Source organism: Salinisphaera sp. T5B8, assembly GCF_040361255.1.
Lineage (GTDB): Bacteria > Pseudomonadota > Gammaproteobacteria > Nevskiales > Salinisphaeraceae > Salinisphaera.
In genome coordinates this window covers 357,452-372,431 of the sequence record NZ_APNG01000001.1, presented here as the reverse complement: position 1 = coordinate 372,431, position 14,980 = coordinate 357,452, and the positions used below count along the sequence as shown (strand labels likewise).

Annotated in this window: 15 protein-coding genes; 5 read left to right on the top strand and 10 right to left on the bottom strand. The window is 63.5% G+C overall.

Annotation, left to right across the window (positions count from 1 at the left end; genetic code table 11):
• Positions 1 to 287 precede the first annotated feature (287 nt).
• The gene (locus T5B8_RS01715) at positions 288 to 1,526 is read left to right on the top strand and encodes a GGDEF domain-containing protein (protein ID WP_353175674.1); all 1,239 of its coding nucleotides are present in this window, start codon (positions 288 to 290) and stop codon (positions 1,524 to 1,526) included.
• 9 nt (positions 1,527 to 1,535) lie between these two features.
• On the opposite strand, the gene T5B8_RS01710 is transcribed toward T5B8_RS01715, so the two are convergent.
• From T5B8_RS01710 to T5B8_RS01700, 3 genes are all read right to left on the bottom strand, one after another.
• Entirely contained in the window at positions 1,536 to 1,829 is a 294-nt protein-coding gene (locus tag T5B8_RS01710) for a hypothetical protein (RefSeq protein ID WP_353175672.1), read from the bottom strand.
• Positions 1,830 to 1,966: 137 nt separating this feature from the next.
• Complete coding sequence (locus tag T5B8_RS01705; RefSeq protein WP_353175670.1) at positions 1,967 to 2,110, bottom strand: entericidin A/B family lipoprotein; 144 nt, start codon at positions 2,108 to 2,110, stop codon at positions 1,967 to 1,969.
• 101 nt (positions 2,111 to 2,211) lie between these two features.
• Entirely contained in the window at positions 2,212 to 2,676 is a 465-nt protein-coding gene (locus T5B8_RS01700; protein WP_502950770.1) for an Lrp/AsnC family transcriptional regulator, read from the bottom strand.
• Positions 2,677 to 2,865: 189 nt separating this feature from the next.
• On the opposite strand from T5B8_RS01700, the gene T5B8_RS01695 reads away from it, so the two are divergent.
• Positions 2,866 to 4,560: a 2-isopropylmalate synthase gene (locus T5B8_RS01695; protein ID WP_353175666.1), complete on the top strand. Its 1,695-nt coding sequence runs from the start codon at positions 2,866 to 2,868 to the stop codon at positions 4,558 to 4,560.
• Positions 4,561 to 4,638: 78 nt separating this feature from the next.
• Here the strand turns inward: T5B8_RS01695 and T5B8_RS01690 are convergent, their stop codons facing one another.
• The 3 genes from T5B8_RS01690 to T5B8_RS01680 all read right to left on the bottom strand — a co-directional run bounded on the left by T5B8_RS01690 (position 4,639) and on the right by T5B8_RS01680 (position 7,897).
• Complete coding sequence (locus T5B8_RS01690; RefSeq protein ID WP_353175664.1) at positions 4,639 to 5,829, bottom strand: acetyltransferase domain-containing protein; 1,191 nt, start codon at positions 5,827 to 5,829, stop codon at positions 4,639 to 4,641.
• An 82-nt stretch (positions 5,830 to 5,911) separates the two neighbouring features.
• Positions 5,912 to 7,120: a c-type cytochrome gene (locus T5B8_RS01685; protein WP_353175662.1), complete on the bottom strand. Its 1,209-nt coding sequence runs from the start codon at positions 7,118 to 7,120 to the stop codon at positions 5,912 to 5,914.
• A 3-nt stretch (positions 7,121 to 7,123) separates the two neighbouring features.
• On the bottom strand, positions 7,124 to 7,897 hold the full coding sequence (locus tag T5B8_RS01680) for a c-type cytochrome (RefSeq protein ID WP_353175660.1): 774 nt from the start codon (positions 7,895 to 7,897) through the stop codon (positions 7,124 to 7,126).
• A 165-nt stretch (positions 7,898 to 8,062) separates the two neighbouring features.
• Here T5B8_RS01680 and T5B8_RS01675 point away from each other — a divergent pair, with 165 nt between their 5' ends.
• Positions 8,063 to 8,308 carry a DUF2970 domain-containing protein gene (locus T5B8_RS01675; RefSeq protein ID WP_353175653.1) on the top strand — a complete coding sequence of 82 codons (246 nt, stop codon included), beginning with the start codon at positions 8,063 to 8,065 and terminating at the stop codon, positions 8,306 to 8,308.
• Here T5B8_RS01675 and T5B8_RS01670 read toward each other — a convergent pair.
• Positions 8,305 to 9,723: an aminotransferase-like domain-containing protein gene (locus T5B8_RS01670; RefSeq protein WP_353175648.1), complete on the bottom strand. Its 1,419-nt coding sequence runs from the start codon at positions 9,721 to 9,723 to the stop codon at positions 8,305 to 8,307. The genes T5B8_RS01675 and T5B8_RS01670 overlap by 4 nt on opposite strands.
• Before the next feature lie 173 nt (positions 9,724 to 9,896).
• On the opposite strand from T5B8_RS01670, the gene T5B8_RS01665 reads away from it, so the two are divergent.
• Complete coding sequence (locus T5B8_RS01665) at positions 9,897 to 11,012, top strand: AI-2E family transporter (protein WP_353175646.1); 1,116 nt, start codon at positions 9,897 to 9,899, stop codon at positions 11,010 to 11,012.
• Here T5B8_RS01665 and T5B8_RS01660 read toward each other — a convergent pair.
• Positions 11,009 to 11,443 (bottom strand): MerR family transcriptional regulator, encoded by a 435-nt coding sequence (locus T5B8_RS01660; protein ID WP_353175644.1) that lies wholly within the window; start codon positions 11,441 to 11,443, stop codon positions 11,009 to 11,011. The two genes, T5B8_RS01665 and T5B8_RS01660, sit on opposite strands and share 4 nt — an antisense overlap.
• On the opposite strand from T5B8_RS01660, the gene T5B8_RS01655 reads away from it, so the two are divergent.
• Positions 11,442 to 12,140, top strand: a complete 699-nt coding sequence (locus T5B8_RS01655; RefSeq protein WP_353175642.1) for an RBBP9/YdeN family alpha/beta hydrolase — start codon at positions 11,442 to 11,444, stop codon at positions 12,138 to 12,140. The two genes, T5B8_RS01660 and T5B8_RS01655, sit on opposite strands and share 2 nt — an antisense overlap.
• A 34-nt stretch (positions 12,141 to 12,174) precedes the next feature.
• Here the strand turns inward: T5B8_RS01655 and T5B8_RS01650 are convergent, their stop codons facing one another.
• Together T5B8_RS01650 and T5B8_RS01645 are read right to left on the bottom strand one after the other, a co-directional pair.
• Positions 12,175 to 13,554 (bottom strand): FAD-binding oxidoreductase, encoded by a 1,380-nt coding sequence (locus tag T5B8_RS01650; RefSeq protein WP_353175640.1) that lies wholly within the window; start codon positions 13,552 to 13,554, stop codon positions 12,175 to 12,177.
• 88 nt (positions 13,555 to 13,642) lie between these two features.
• Positions 13,643 to 14,977 (bottom strand): NRAMP family divalent metal transporter, encoded by a 1,335-nt coding sequence (locus T5B8_RS01645; protein ID WP_353175638.1) that lies wholly within the window; start codon positions 14,975 to 14,977, stop codon positions 13,643 to 13,645.
• Positions 14,978 to 14,980: the final 3 nt, after the last annotated feature.

Here is a 14,980-nt window from a genome sequence, read left to right as displayed (position 1 = left end):
TCCGGTGGGTCAGATACTGACCCTGCTGAGTTTCGGGGCTAATCAAGTTTTCTTTTGTATCGGCCGCTAACCTGTATAGAGTGCGGTTTACGCCCCAGACATCGAAACAGTTGATGCGTGCGGCGCTTGTTGCGCTCTTCGCCGAACGCGACGGTCCAGCGCTTGCGTTTCGTTGTCCGTATTTATGCGGATGGGCCCATTCGTTTGGTTTGGATTAATGCCGGGCTGTGTACGGTGTGACAGCGGGCTTCGGTAACGTGGCGGTGTAAGCGCGCCGCGGGGAAAGGATGAAATCGTCGACGACGGATATGGATAGTCCGAATGCCGGGGCCGGTCAGGGATCGGACACCGCGGACGGCGCCCCGACGCGGCGGATTCAGCGCCAGATCGACCGCGGTTTCGTACGCCTGTACTTTGCGCGGCCGCTAGAACACGATTTTCACGATTACCTTCGGCATTCCAGCCGGCTGAGCCGTGCCAGTCTGATTTTTCTATCCCTGATCGGCGTATTTAGCTGTGCGCTGATTGATGTCCCCTGGCTTGGTCTGCCCTACGAGCTGGTCGGCGTGACTCGGTTCATCCAGTTCAGCGTCATGATTCCGATGACGCTGGTGTGTCTGTACCTGTGTCTGCGCCGGCCGACCTCTACGGTAATGGAACTGGGCATGGCCCTGCTATTCGTGGTGATTTCCGCGAGTTTTCTGGGCTTGCGCGTCGTCTATGCCCGGGCCGGATTCGAGCTGCCGCTGGAGCTGATTGGCGTCGCGGCGGTGGCCATGCTGTGTCTGTCGCGAATCCGCTTCTGGTTGCAGCTGGCGTTGCTGGCGTTCGTCATGACCAAGGTGTTCATGGTCGAGGCGTGGTTCGTGCCCATCGACGGCGCCTACGATATTTACACGACGGCCCTGCTGGTGGTCGTGGCAGTGATTGCGGGTTATTCCTCGGAATACACGATCCGCGCGACCTGGCTCAATGCCAGCTTGCTGCGCTATACGTCCCGCCTGGATCGGCTGACCGGCCTGCTCAATCGCCATGCGCTGGAAACCGCGCTCAGCCATGCCCACGACTACGCGCGGCGCGAGCATAAATCCTATGCCGTGGCGATGATCGATATCGATGCCTTTGGCGCCTACAACAACTATTACGGTCACCAGCACGGAGATGTGGCGCTCCAGCAGGTGGCCGATGCCCTGGCCAACCATGCCCGTCGTCCGCTGGATTTTTGTGGCCGTTACGGCGGCGAGGAATTTCTGCTTTTATGGATGGACTGCGGCTGTGAACAGGCGCGTACCCTGGCCGAATCGGTGCGCGAAGTCGTCGAGCATGCGCAGATTCCACACGCCCATTCGCCCGCCGCAGAATGGGTGACGGTCAGCGTGGGCCTGTGTCATGTCGATGCCGAATTCGCCGAAGCGCCGACCGATGCCGTGCTGCGCGAGGCCGATCGCATGCTGTACGAAGCCAAGGCCAACGGCCGCAACCAGGTGGGCTATACCCGCTTTACGGATGACGCGCTGCCGGTCTAGTGAGCCGGTCTAGTGAATAAGCCAGCTCAGCACGATTACCCCGAACACGGTCCATAGCACCGTGGCGACCACGGCACGGCGCATGAGCGCGCGTACGGCGGCATAGAGCATGGCCAGTCCGATGACCAGGATCAGCAGGCTGAAGATCGAGGCATTGATGCCCAGCGCGCCGGTTAGCCCGCGTACGAAGCTGTCGATCGCGCCGTAGAGGTTGTCGAACAGCCAGGCCAGGGCATCAACGATGAAACGAATGGCGGCGCCGAGCTTTTCGCCGATCCAGTGAAAGATATTGTCGCTATCCATGCGCATGGCGCCGGTTGATTCAAAAGCGGTTGCAGTCGGCCAGTGTACCGGTAATACGCATCAATCACGCAGCATGGGGCCAGCGTGCACGCCGGCACACGCCGACGTGCACCTGTAGGGGCCGGGCGGCCGCGCGGTCAGTCGTCGGTTTTCTTCTGGACTTCCTGGCCGGCTTTTTCAATATCTTCGCCCGCACCGTGCAGCGTATTGGTACAGGCCGCGAGCAAGCCCATCGAGAACACGGTCAGGGCCAGCAGGCCAGCGAGTGTGGATCGAGTCATACGGTACTCCGGGTTGATAGGTCGACGCGACGATGCGCCTGTATCGCCGTACGCCGACTGAATAGCGAATATAGGCGATTGGCGGCGGTAAGAACCAGGCCCTAACGCGGCGGCAACACACGATCGTGCAAAACACGCCGCAGCACGAAGCTCGAATGCACGCCGGATACACCCTCGATACGGGTGATGTGTTCCAGCAACAGGCGCTGGTAGTCGTCCATATCGGTCACCGCGATGCGTAGCTGGTAGTCGGCTTCCTGGCCGGTGATCAACAGGCATTCCTGCACCTGCGGCAGGGCCGCGACCCGGGCCTCGAAATGTTCGAAGCGTTCCGGTGTGTGCTTGTCCATGGAAATCAGCAGCAACGCGGTCAGACCGTAGCCAAGCGCGCGGTCGTTCACGCGGGCGTGATAGCCGGTAATGATGCCGGCCTGTTCGAGCGCGCGTACCCGACGCAGACACGGCGAGGGCGACAGATTCACCGCCTCGGCCAGGTCCTGATTGCTGATCCGTCCGTCGGCCTGGAGCAGTTCGACGATCTGGCGATCGAAGCGATCCAGCTCCACGTATTCGCTGCGGTTTTTCATGGTGCGCAATTCGGTGACGTTATTGTGAGAATTATTAGCAGGAAATTGCGTATCGCGCGAGGATTAGCGGGTTTTGGCAATCGTGTGCCGTAGCGTAGGCGTTAAACTAATAGCCCGGCAGTTGCGCGAGCGCGGCTGCCCAGACATGCGATCAGCCGAGGACAGATCATGAGCCGTTTCGACCACCGCAAATATCGCGCAGCGCCCCGCGTGCCGGCCTTCAACCGCACCTGGCCTGATCGCGATCTGGAAAAAGCCCCCATCTGGGTGAGCGAAGACCTGCGTGATGGCAATCAGGCCCTGCTCGAGCCGATGACGGTCGAACAGAAACAGCGGCTCTGGAAGCTGCTGGTCGATGTCGGCATCAAGGAGATCATGGTCGGCTTTCCCTCGGCCAGCCAGCCGGACTACGACTTCGTGCGCTGGTTGATCGATGAAGACCAGATTCCGGACGATGTGACCATCGCCGCGCTCACCCAGTCGCGCGATCACCTGATCGACCGCACCTTCGAAGCGCTGGAAGGCGTGGACAAGGCGATCATCCATCTCTACAACTCCACCTCCACGGTGCAGCGCGAGCGCGTGTTCGAGATGGACGAGGACGGCATTATTGATATCGCCGTCAAGGGCACCCAGCGAGTCAAGGAAAACGCGCAGAAACGTCCCGGCGTGCACTGGCGCCTGGAATATTCGCCGGAGAGCTTTTCCTCCACCGAGGTCGAGTTCTCGGTACAGATCTGCGAAGCGGTCATGGACGTCTGGCAGCCCACGCCCGACGACAAGATCATCTTCAACCTGCCCAATACGGTGGAGCTGGCCGGTCCGCATCATCATGCCGACCAGATCGAGTATTTCTGCCAGAACATCAGGAATCGCGACAGCGTGATCGTGTCCGTGCATACGCATAACGATCGCGGCGGCGCGGTGGCTGCGGCGGAGCTGGCCATGCTGGCGGGTGCGGAGCGCGTGGAAGGCACGCTGCTGGGCAACGGCGAGCGCACCGGCAATATGGATATCGTGATCCTGGCGATGAATCTCTACGGTCAGGGCATCGACCCGGGTCTGGACCTGTCCGATCCGGACGAGATCATCCGCGTGGTGCACGAATGCACGGGGATTCCCCTGCACCCGCGCCACCCCTGGGTGGGCGAGCTGGTCTATACCGCCTTCTCCGGCAGCCATCAGGACGCCATCCGTAAATCCTTGCGTAAGCAGGGCGAGGACGAACACTGGCAGGTGGCCTATCTGCCGATCGATCCGCGCGATATCGGTCGCGATTATCAGGCCGTGATCCGGGTTAACAGCCAGTCCGGCAAGGGCGGCATGGCGTTTTTGCTGGAGCGCGATTTCGGCATCAACCTGCCACGCTGGATGATGCTGTCGCTGGCTCCGCATGTGCAGGCCGAAAGCGAGCGCGTCTCCGGCGAGCTGTCCAGCGGCCGGATTCGCGAACTGCTGTTCGAGCATTTCTCGCGCCAGGCCCCGTTGGCGCTGGTGGACTACGGTCTGCGTCGCGGCGAGGATGGCCAGACCCTGAACGTCACGCTCTCCGACGGGCACCAGCGTATCGAGCTACAGGGCCACGGCAATGGCCCGCTGTCGGCCTTTATCGATGCCTGGCATGGCCATACCGGCGAAGAGATCGCGGTGGCGGATTATTCCGAGCATGCGCTGTCGGCCGGCAGTGATGCCGATGCCATCGCCTTTGTGCAGCTGCGCAAGGATACGCTGCGTATCCCCGCGGTCGCCGAGGATAGCGATACGGTGAGTGCCGCGCTCAAGGCAATTATTGCCGCGCTCAATCTCTCGCGTGAGGAAGATGAAACCGGCCAGCGTGGTGGGCTGACGGCGCTAGCCAGCTAGGGCCAGCCAGGACCGCATCTTATGAGTGCGCGTTATAAAGCCGCCACGGGCCGATTGCCTGTGGCGGCTTTTTCGCGTCTATAGATAACGCATCCATGGCTGCGGCGAGCGCCGTTTGAGCTGGCCGAACCAGGCACAGGCCAGCCCCAGCGGCGGCGCGAGCAGCACGGCGATCAGCCACACATAGCCCATGTTTGCCACGCTGAACAGACTCCCCTGGTTGGCACCAAAGTAGGCTAGCGCGCCGAGGTTGAGCAGATGCAGCACGTACAGATGCAGCAAGTAGAAGAACAGCGGCGCGCCGCCGAATACGGCCAACATGCGTGCCGCGCCGGCGGGTACGCGTTCGAGCGTGGCCAGTAACAGCGTGCCGATGCCCAGCGTGAACAGCACGAAATCCGCCGAGGGCGGATACTTGGTGAGGTTGAAGAACGACATCGCCGTGCGCAGCCCTGCATCGCCCGCCTGCCAGGGCACGGGTTCGCCGTAGCCGTTGATAACGCGCAGCACCGCGAACGCCGCCAGCAGCGCCAGGCCCGTGCCATAGAGCAGACGCGCGCGTGTGTTCGGGTCGCGGTCCCTGGCGAACCATGGCCCCACGCTGTACCCCAGCGCGATTACACCGATCCAGGGCAGCAGCGGATAGGAGGTCTGGGCGGCGATGCCTAGCGGTAGATCGATCAGGCCGCGATCGTGCAGGATCGTCCAGGCAACGTAGCCGAAATCCTCAGGCGCGAAGGCAATAGGGTCGAGCAGGTTATGACCCAGGACGATGACGGCGCCGAGGGTGGCGAGCACGCCGCGCGGCAGGTGCACGAGCGCAGCCAGCGCAATCATGCTCAAGCCGATGGCCCAGATCACCTGCAGATAGAGTTTTTCCGGGGGCAGGGAGAACGTCCAGGCGAAGTTCACCAGGGTGAGTTCCAGCACCACCAGAAACAGCCCGCGCTTGAACAAGAACGCGCTCACGTCGGCCCGGCTGCGCTGGGCGCCGTACAGCCAGGCCGACAGGCCGGTGAGCGCCACGAACACCGGCGCGCACAGATGCGCCGCCAGGCGCGAGAAATAAAGCGCCGGCGTGACCTCGTCGACGTTCATCGGGTCCGACACCTGCGCATGCAAAAAGAAGAACTCGCGGGCGTGGTCGACCAGCATGAGCAGCATCACCAGCCCGCGCAGGGCGTCGATGGACTGAATACGCGAACGCACGGCTGTGCGTGCCGGGGTATCGAACGGCGCGGCCGCCGTCGCGCCAACCGATTGATTCATGAGCGCTTCTCAAAAAAGCGCTATGTTATATCATCTGCGGTTGGCGCGTGCGCTTGATCGCAGTCCGCCGGCCGGGGCGCGTTCAGCGCTCGAGATTGGTCGCGGTCACCGGTGCTGCGTCGTTGCCCCAGCTGCCGCGGATATAGGTCATGACCGCGGCCAGATCGCGCCCGTCCAGATCGTAGAACGGCGGCATGCCGTGCGGGCGTGGATTGCCCTCGGTAGCGGCAGCAAAACCGCCCTGGCGGATCATGTTGGCGGCGTTGATGGGGTTGTCCATCGTCACCACGCGATTGCCAGCCAGCGCTGGGGCGCCGTGGCGGCCTTCGCCGTTGTCGCCGTGACAGCCTGCACAGCGGTCGCCATAGATGGCCTTGCCCTCGGCCATGGCCTCGCGGCGGCCGTTGTCGCTCATGCGAATCAGGCGCAGCGGCGAATCCACCGAGACCGGCGGAATCGATTTCAGATAGGTCGCCATCGCGCGGGCATCGTCGTCGTGCATGTATTGCAGGCTTTCGAAGACCACATCCGCCATCGGCCCCATCATCGCGGCATGTTCGCGTTTGCCACTTTGCAGAAACGCGGCGGCCTCGGCTAGATCCAGTTGTTGCAGCCCGGCCTGTTCCGGGTCGGCCAGTGGCGGCGCGTACCAGCCATGAATCAACGCGCCGGGCGCGTCGGGGTCGTCGTCGGTCGCGCCCAGGGTCGCCCGCGCGCGATGGCAGGCATCGCAATGGCCCAGCCCGGCCACGAGTTCGCGGCCCCGGTTCCAGTCATCGCTTTGCTCCGGGTCGGCTGCGATTTCGCCGGCATCGAAATACAGCATCTGCCAGACATTGAGCAGGCTGCGATAGCGATAGGGAAAGCCCAGTTCGTGATCGGCCTGGCGCTGCTCGATTGCGGGCACGCTTTGTAGATAGGCGTAGATCGCGTCGATATCCGCGCGCGGCACGTGCGTGTAGTTCGGGTACGGGCAGGCCGGATACATGGGCGAGCCGTCGGCGCGCTCGCCGTTATGCAGGGCGTTGTAGAAGTTGTCGGCACTCCAGTCGCCGATACCGGTGGTCGTATCGGGGGTGATATTGGGCGTGACGAAGGTGCCGTAATCGCTGGCCAGCGCCAGACCGCCCGCGAAGTCGTCGCCTCCCGGCGCGGTATGACAGCCGGCACAGTTACCCAGGCGGGTCAGATATTCGCCGCGTTCGAGCGTGGCCTGATCGGCTGCGCTCGCCGCGTTGGCCACAAGTGTGATGACGAGCGCGGCCAGCACGAAAATACGATTGCGAAACACGATCTAGGACTCCGGCGCAGGGACGCTGCCGCATTCCAGCGGCGGATCGACGACGGCGCTTTCCAGCGCGCGCGTGTCCGACGGAATGGGCTGCGCGGCCAGCCAGGCTGCCACCGCTTCCACATCGCGGCCGTCGAGACGTTGGGTGATCCTGGCCATGCAATCCGGCGCGGCCGCATGGCGCGTGCCCACCTGCCAGGCGCCGAGCTGGGCCATGATGTATTGACGCGGCAGGCCGATCAGCGCGGGGGTGTTCGGCTCGACGCCGGTCAGGCGCTGGCCGTGGCAGGCAGCACAGGCCGGCACGCCGGCTTTTTCGTCGCCTTCGTGCACCAGCTGTTCGCCGCGGCGTGCCAGTGCATCGCTCGGCGCCGCGGCCGGGGCGGGATAGGGCACATGCTGATCGGCGAAATAATCCGCGATCTCGTACAGATATTCGTGCGACAGATGCGCCACCATGTGGTTCATGCTGCGGTTGCGGCGGCGGTAGTCCTGATAATTGACCAGCTGGTTGTAGAGATAGCCGGCCGGCTTGCCGTGAATACGGGGGATGTAACCGTCTTCCAGCTCAAGGCCCTGAGGGCCATGACAGGCGGTACAGGCTTCCACCCGATCGGCCATCGCGTCGCCCGAGGCGGTGGCGCCATGCGCGAACGCGCCGGTGCTGGCGGCTAACGCCGAAACCAGCAAAGCGCCAATAAAAAACAGCCGAATAACGGACACCGTGGCCACATCCTCGCGTCGGTAGGCGGCACGTTGGCCGCGTTTGTGCGCCATTATCGGTGTAGACGCGCCCACGACCAAGCCACAGTAGGTCACCAAAACCCATAACAGTTGGGTCGCCGGCGTTTTGTTATGCAAAAAGCGTCAAAACTGTGGCTGGTGGCGCGGCGCTTGCGCTGGACAATGAAAGTCAGGTTCCTGCGTGAGTCGAAATACGTTATGAAATCGACCGATCGTTGTTCATCGGCGGATGAATGCCCGGCTGGCCAGCACGCACCGCGCTGGTGGCAGGTGGTGTTCAGCGTGGCCGCCGCATTCTTCGGCGTGCAGAGCTCGCGTGCGCGCCGGCGCGATTTCAATCATGGCCGGCCCATGCATTTCATTGTGTGTGCACTGTTGATGACCGGCGCGGTCGTGCTGCTGTTCTATGCCGCCGTGCATCTGACGCTGGCCTATCTGGGCTAGGCCCAGCGGGCGATCACTTCGCCCAGTCGGGCGATGCCTTCGGCCAGTTCGTCGGTGTTCGGGTGGCCGTAGTTCAGGCGGATATGCTGGTCGAAGGCCGGCCCGGTGGAAAACAGCACGCCGGGCGCGATCGCCACGCCCGCGGCCAGCGCGCGGCGGTGGAGTTCGGTGGCCTCGATGCCGGCCGGCAGGCGTAACCACAACACATAGCCGCCGTCAGGGCGGGTGAATTCGATATCGGCCGGCAGCTGGGCCTGCAACTGTTCGATGAGTCGATCCCGGCGCCGGCACAACTCGGCACGCAGCATCGCCAGATGGTGGTCGTAGTGCGTGCCCTGCAGATAATGGGCCAGCCCGACCTGGGCCGGCAACGACGCCGCCAGCGTACTTTCGAGCTTGTAGCGCAGCACGGTTGTCGCATGGCGGCCGGGCATCGCCCAGCCAATGCGATACCCCGGCGCGAGGCTTTTGGAGAATGTCCCGCAATGCAGGACATGGCCAGTGGTATCGAAAGCGCGTGCCGGCGGCGGGCGTTGGCCGCTGTAATACAGCTCGGCGTAGGCATCGTCCTCGATCAGCGGGATGTCGTATTCGGCCAGCAGTTCCACCAGCGCTTTTTTACCAGCAGCCGACATCAGCGCGCCGGTGGGGTTCTGAAACGTCGGCATCAGCCAGCAGGCGGCCGGGCGCTGGTGCTGGATACAGTCGCGCAGGCGTTCGAGATCGAGCCCGGTGGCGCGGTCGATGGGCAGCTCGACCGCGCGCCGACCCAGGCGTTCGATCGATTGCAGCGCGCCGTAGAACGTGGGCGACTCGATGAGCACGGTATCGCCGGGGCGGGTGACCGCCTGCAGACATAGATTGAGCGCTTCCAGTGCGCCGTGCGTGATCACGATTTCCTCGGGATCGACCGCCTGGCCATCCAGGTGATAGCGAATCGCGATCTGGCGCCGAAGTTCGGCGTTGCCCGGCGAGAGATCCTCGACGCTCTGGTGCGCGTCCAGATCGCGCAGGCCGCGATAGACCGACCGCCGCAGCCGCGCGAGTGGAAACAGCCGCGGGTCCGGAAAGGCCGATCCCAGCGGGATCAACGCGCGCGAACGGCTGGCATGGAGCACGTCATGGATCAGCCGGCTGCGATCGACGGCCACGGCCTCGGCGGGTGGCGCCACCGGTGTTGGCATCGGGCGTTGCGGATAGCGTGGGCCATGGTCGCTGACGTAATAGCCCGACCGCGGCCGGGCATCGATCAGGCCACGGGCCTCGAGCAGTCGGTAGGCCTGTAACACGGTCGATACGCTGAGCTGGCGCCGGCGGCTGACTTCGCGTACCGAGGGCAGGCGCTCGCCGGCCGGTAGTGCACCGTTGGCGATCAGCGATTCGATTTCGTCGGCGTAGTCGATATAGAGCGTCATGATCCTGGGTGCGCTCGTCGGTGAACGCGCGTGTCAGGCCAGCGATTTCGCAGTATAACCATGGCAGTAGCGCGCATCGCGGCTACGCACGGTTACGGATAGCGCCGCTGCGAGCCGCGCGCTACCGTGGCGCGCTGTTGAAGTTCGCACGCGGTGCGCCGATAGGAGATCGTATGGCCCAGACGCATCAGGACAACCAGGAATCATCCGACCAAGACGTGATGCGTCTGTTCGAGCGGCCGATTCAGGTGCGTTCGTTCATCATGACCGCGATTCTGGTCCTGCTGACCCTGTATACGCTCTATTTCGCGCGTTTCATCTTCATTCCGGTCGCCCTCGCGCTCATCTTCAACCTGCTGCTCGGGCCGCTGGTCACGCGCATGCAGCGTTGGTACATCCCGCGCTGGATCAGCGCCATGCTGCTGATCGGCAGCTTCGCGGCCATCGTCATCTACGGCTGCTACACGCTCATGGGGCCCGCGCAGTACTGGATCAAGCACGCACCGGAAGCGTTCACCTCCTTCGACGAGAAGACAACGCAGCTTCAGCAGCAGATCCAGGAGATGAACGAAAGCACGGAGAAGACCAAGGAAGCGGCCACCAAGATGATCGGCAAGGCCGCCAATCAGGGCCAGACCATCAGCATTAACGAACAGAGCCTGCGCGACCAGATCGTGACCAATCTGCAATGGTCCGGCGGCATTCTGTTCATGACCCTGATCATGCTCTACTTCATGCTGTGCGGGCGTGGCTTCGTGTTCCGAAAATTGCTCATCATGACGCGAACGGGGCGAAGTCGGCGCAATGCGGTACGCATCGTGCGGCATCTGCAAAGTGATATAAGCCGTTATCTGCTCACCGTCACCGTCATCAACACCCTGCTCGGCATCAGTGCGGGGCTGGTGTTATGGCTGCTCGGCCTGTCCGATCCGGTGCTCTGGGGCGTGCTCGTGGGCGTGCTCAATTTCGCCCCCTATGCGGGCGCGGCAATCTCGCTGGCGGCGATTACGCTGGCCTCCTTTGCCACCTTCGACACCCTGGGGCACGTACTGGCCGCACCCGCCGCCGTGTTCGCGCTCAACGTGCTCGAGGGTAATTTCGTGACCCCGGCCGTGCATGGCCAGCGTTTCGAAATGAGCCCGTTGATGGTGTTCTTCGCGCTGTTCTTCTGGGGCTGGCTGTGGGGCGTGGCCGGCATGCTCATGGCCGTACCGTTGCTCGTGGTCTGCAAGGTCACCTTCGATCATATCGAAGAGCTGCGTCCGCTCGGCCGCCTGCTCGGGCGTTAGCCAGCGTTTTCGACCTGGTCGACCAGACGGGCGAGTAGTGCACGGCTTCGCTGCAGCTCGTCGAGCTTGCGGTCGAGCGCGGTCAGTTCGTTCGCCAATGTGGCGCGCACGCGATCGCAGGGGTCGAAACGCGGCCCGTCGTCGACCAGACACGGCAATAACACGGCCACGCTGTCGAGCTTGAGACCGGCCTCGTTGAGCTGTCGCACGAGCATCGCCTGGCGCAGATCGGCTTCGCTGTATTGCCGGTAGCCGGCGCGACTGCGACGCGGCGACAGCACGCCCCGGCTTTCGTAGTAACGCAGCATGCGCTCGCTGATACCGCTGTGTTTCGCCAGCTCGCCGATATGCATGGTTCCGCAGGTGTTGACCTTGACAGTACTGTCAGGGCGCAGGATCGGTTCGTCAATCACTCGATAGATCGTCGCCATGTCGTCTTCGTTCAAATGCCTGGGCCTGCTGTTGCTGGCGGCCTGTGCGTGCTTTGCGCAGGCTGCGCCCGCCGAGAGCAGCCGATCGGCGCAGCCGCTGGTTTTCATCATCCACGGCTATGCGGCCACACCGGCCGACCACTGGTTTGGCTGGCTCGAAACCGCGTTGGCTGAGCGCGGGATCGAAGCCCGGCGTATCGCCCTGCCCGACTCGTCAGCCCCCGACCCCCGGGCCTGGGCCGAACGCCTGGATCAGCTGACCGGCGATGTGCAACGCCCGGTCTATTTCGTGGCCCATAGCCTGGGTGGGATCGCGCTGCTGGCGGCGTTACAGCGGCGTATCGATGCCGATCCGGCGAGCGCGCACTGGGCGGGTATGGTGCTGGTATCGGCATTCGCCGATCCATTGCCCGCGTTGCCGCAACTCGACGCCTTCGTTGCAGCGCCGGTCGATTTCGAAGCGATACACGCGGCGGTCGACCGGCAGCGGGTGATCTCGGCGCGCGACGATCCGATCGTGGCGTTTAGGCACAGCATGGCGCTGGCTGAGCGGTTGCAGGCCCCGTTTCTGCTGACGCCGACCGGCGGACATTTTCTCGGCCGCGACGGCTATACCCGGTTGCCTGCGGTGCTGGCTGCCCTGCGCGATATGATCAGCGCGGACGACGGTCGGTTGTCGTGCGCGGCCACGAAATAGCCGCGTTGGCCGTGCCCGCCGATTGTCGGGCCGCTCAGATCACCTTGCCGGGGTTGAGCAGTCCGGCCGGATCGAGGGCGTGTTTCATGCGCTGCATGAGCGCGATTTCGGCCGGGCTGCGCGAATAATCCAGAAACGGTTTCTTGAGCAGGCCGATGCCGTGTTCGGCCGATATCGAGCCGCCGTACTCGCGCACCAGGCCGTAGACGACCCGTTCGACGGCTTCCAGCGGTTGCGGCTGCTCGTCGATACTCACCGACAGATGCACATTGCTGTCGGCGATATGGCCCCAGCTGAGAATGCGCGCCGCAGGCCATTGCACGGTCAGCGCGGCGTAGGCGCGTTCGAGGAATACGCCGATATCGCCGATCGGCACGCTGATATCGAAATCGATACGCGGCGAGAACACGCGGCTGAATTCGCCGGCCAGGCCGCGTAGTCGCCAGAGTCGTTCGCTGTCGTTCAGCGACTGGGCCAGCACCGCGTCCGTGATGAGCCCTTCGGACAACGCGCTGGCGATCGTTTCTTCAAAGCGGGTCTGATCGGCCTCGGCATCGGTGCCGAGGGTGTCGAGCAGGACATAGGCGCTATGCTTATCGTCCAGCGGCGGGCGCATGTCGTGGGCTCCAAGCGCGAGCCGATAGAAATCCGGCCACATCACCTCGAAGGCCGATAGCGTGGGCCCGAGCCGCGCTTTTGCATGGGCCAGAAATGCGAGCAGCGCGTCGTAGTCCGATACCGCGCACAAGGCGGTGGATTCGCTCGTGGTTGCCGGAAACAGGCGCAGAACCGCGCGCGTGATAATGCCCAGCGTGCCCTCGCTGCCGATGAACAGATGCTTGATGTCGTAGCCGGCGTTGTTCTTCTGCATCTTGTTGAGCGAAGTCACCACGCTGCCATCGGCCAGCACCACTTCCAGGCCGAGTACCAGATCGCGGGCCATGCCATAGCGCAATACGCGGTTGCCGCCGGCATTGGTGGCGATATTGCCGCCGATCTGACAGGAGCCGCGCGCGCCCAGATCCAGCGGGAAGAAAAGGCCGGCCTCGGCGGCGGCCTGCTGCACGCGTTCCAGCGCGACGCCGGCCTCGACGGTCATCGTGGCGGCCGCCGTATCGATTTCCTCGATGGTGCGCATGCGTTCGAGGCTGACGATCACACAGCCGTGGCTGGGTGTGGCGGCCCCGGTCAAGCCGGTGAGCCCGCCCTGGGTCACCACCGGGCAGGCATGGCGCGCACAGATTTCGAGCGCACGGGATACGTCGTCGGCATCATGGGCATAGACCAGCGCGGCCGGCTGTTCGTCACTGGCAAGGGCCACGCCCCAGTCGCTGCGATGACCCACAGGGATGTGCTCGGGGGCGATCACGCGCTCCGGTGCGAAAGCGGATTGCAGGTCGGCGAGAACGGACATGGGGCGAATTCCTTATGCTCGTGCGGTCATCGGCCGGGCGCCGGGCGGTGCGCATCCAGCCAGCGAATGGGCGGTGCGTGCCGTTCGGCTAGCTCAAAAAACGCACATACAGGTAGCACAGCGACAACACGGCCAGCGTGACGATCGCAAGGCCACTCCAGGCGTTGAGTAATGCCGATGGCCGATCGGATGGCGCGACCGATACGCCGTTGATGGTGAAATGATTGAGCGCGGCCAGCAGTGGGCTGATAACGGCGGATGTGATCATCGCGAAGTTGATGAACAACCAGAAATTGCTCATCAGAAAATACAGAATCAGCACCGCCAATACCGATAGGGCGGCCATGGCCAGATAGAGTGCGCCCTGGCGCTGGCCGACGCGAACCTGCTCGGGCTGCGGGCTGGCTTCGTCGCGGCCCAGGCTTTCGAACACGGCGACCACGACGCGGGGAAAACCGTCGAGTACGGTCAGCAGCGTGGTCAGCAGCACCGTGAATATGGAAATGCCGACCACGAAGCCGCTCCATGGCCCCAGTGTGGCCACATACAGATCGACCACTTGGCTGGCAAAGCCGACCGAACCGGTAGCCAGGTTGATGTTCTGGCTGTGCAGCACGCCCGCGCCCATGATCACGAAGCAGGCGGCAATCAGCGCCGAACCGATATAGCCGATATCGAAATCGGCGCGTTCCTGCCGGCTGTCGGCGCGCATGCCGTTGGCATCGTTACGCGCCAGCGACCACAGCGAGTTGACGATCGAAAGCGACAGACCGGACGGCATGAAGCCAAGCACGGCTACAAGCGTCACGAACGTGGTGTGGCTAAGCAAGGGCGAAACGGCCGTACTGGGGTAGAAGCTCCAGTCCACGTTCGGCAGGGCCAGCGCGGTCGCGATGAGCGTGGTTACGCTGAGAATGGCGATGAACAGCTTGTTGACGGCATCGACAATGGCATAGCCGCCCGCATAGATGATGACGCAACAGGCCACGATCAGCACCGTGGCAAGTGTCGGCCCGCTCAGGCCGATCCCGAGCAGGTTGCCACCCACGCCCGCGGTGGTGATGGCAATCGCGGCCACGATGATCGCGAACACGGGTATCTGGACGAGCCCGAACAGGGCCACCACCGATTTGCCGAAGGTCTGGCGATAGCCTTCCACCAGCGAATTGCCGGTCTTGCTCGCATAGAGCGGGCCGAAATAGAAGCAGGGATACTTGATCAGGATCGCCAGCAGGATAAACGCCAGCAGGCCGGTGCCGTAATCCGCGCCTGCACGCGTGGCCTGTACGACATGCGAGGTGCCGATAGCCGCGCCCGCGAACAGAAAACCCGGCCCCATGGCCGCCAGATAACGCGATCGTCGCGGGCTCGCCGCGCGGGCCGCGTTCGATGACGTCGATGGCTGGCTGTGTTGTTCACTCATTTT